This is a genomic window from Massilia sp. TSP1-1-2, from assembly GCF_049896185.1.
In the GTDB taxonomy this organism is placed as follows: Bacteria; Pseudomonadota; Gammaproteobacteria; order Burkholderiales; family Burkholderiaceae_D; genus Telluria_A.
On the sequence record NZ_JAFCTU010000087.1, the window covers coordinates 1 to 1557 of the forward strand.

Here is a 1557-nt window from a genome sequence, read left to right on the forward strand (position 1 = left end):
GCTGCAGGTAAGCTATCCGGATGGACGCGTGCTGTACCTGTCACCCCAGGCCGAGGGCGTGGCCGTCGACAACGGCGCGCCCGGCCCGCACCCGCTGAAACTGCACGGCCAGCGCTACCGCGCCTATGCGGTCAGTTCCGCGCGCTGGCGCCTGGCCGTTGCAAGGCAGGTTCCGGATCTGGCGACCGACTTTCGGCGCATAAGCGGCAACCTGGCCCTGATCGCCTTTCTGACCCTGCCCTTGATGCTGGTGCCGCTCTGGATTGCCGTGGCGCGCGGCCTGCGTCCGCTGCGCAGCCTGTCGCAGTCGATCGCTGCGCGCGGGCCCGACGACCTGCACCCGCTGGTGAACCCGACCAGCTACGAAGAGCTGCTGCCGCTTACCGGCTCGCTCGACCGCCTGTTCGCGCAGCTGCGCGCCAAGATGGAGCGTGAGCACGCCTTTGTCGCCGACGCCGCGCACGAACTGCGCACACCGCTGGCACTGATCGCGGCCCAGGCCCACGTGCTGGTCAAGGCGCCGGACGGCGCGCAGCGCAGCGACGCCGAACGCCAGCTCGAACACGGCATCGCGCGCGCCTCGCACCTGATCGCGCAACTGCTCGCGCTGGCGCACGTCGACAGCGACGAGCAGCGCGCTCTGGCCGACATCGATGTGGCGGCGCTGGTGCGCCATGAACTGGCGCTGCTCGCGCCCGCGGCCTTTGCGCGCCGCATCGAACTTTCGCTGGAGGCGCCCGATGTACTGATGCACCGGCTCGAAGCGCATGCGCTGCGCTCGATCCTGCACAACCTGGTGGGCAACGCCATCGGCTACGTGCACCAAGGGGGCCAGGTGGCGCTGGAGCTGGCCACCAGCAACGGCGCGCTGACGCTGACGGTGACGGACAACGGACCGGGCATCGCGCCGGCCCAGCGCGACCTGGTGTTCGAACGCTTCTATCGGGGCCAGCGGCAGGACGCGCACGGTGCTGGACTGGGCTTGGCGATCGTGCGCCAGGCCTGCGCGCGCCAGGGCGGCAGCGTGACGCTGGCAGCCGGTGCCGGCGGCGCCGGCTGCCGTTTTACCGTCACCTTGCCGGGTGCACCGGCGCCACGCCCGCCATCTGAGCGCGCCAGCCTTGCAGGCGCCACGCCGACCAAGCCGTAAAGGCGGCGCCCAGCAGCAGGATCAGGCGCGTGTCGACCAGCGTCAGCACCGAGCCGGCCAGCGCCATCAAGATATTGGCCAGGCAAAAGGTGGTCGATAGCAAGCCCATGACGGCGCCCTGCCCCAGCGCGCCAAAGCGCTCCGCGCACCAGGCGGGCACGGTGGCGTTATACAGCGCATTGGGCACCCCGAACAGGACAATGGCAGCCAGGGCGATCCAGACATTGCCCAGGCCGACGAGCGCGATGGCGCCGGCGCAAGCGAGCGCATACCAGCTGGCGCGGCGCAGCGGGGCTTGCGTGCTGGGGCCGCCCGCATACAGCGACGTGAGCGTCATCAGCGCGCACATGGCGGCGGTCAGCCAGGCGATGCCGCGCGCGCCGTAGCCGGCCACTTCCACCAGCCAC

The 1557-nt window shown here is 70.8% G+C and carries 1 protein-coding gene and 1 pseudogene; one reads left to right on the forward strand and one right to left on the reverse strand.

What is annotated here, in order from left to right; all coding sequences use genetic code 11:
* The coding region (locus tag ACP7BV_RS26920; RefSeq protein ID WP_426107964.1) for an ATP-binding protein at window positions 1–1150 on the forward strand (1150 nt) is incomplete at its 5' end.
* Here ACP7BV_RS26920 and ACP7BV_RS26925 read toward each other — a convergent pair.
* Window positions 1071–1557, reverse strand: a pseudogene (locus ACP7BV_RS26925) (MFS transporter); the annotation flags it as partial. The gene ACP7BV_RS26920 and the pseudogene ACP7BV_RS26925 sit on opposite strands and share 80 nt — an antisense overlap.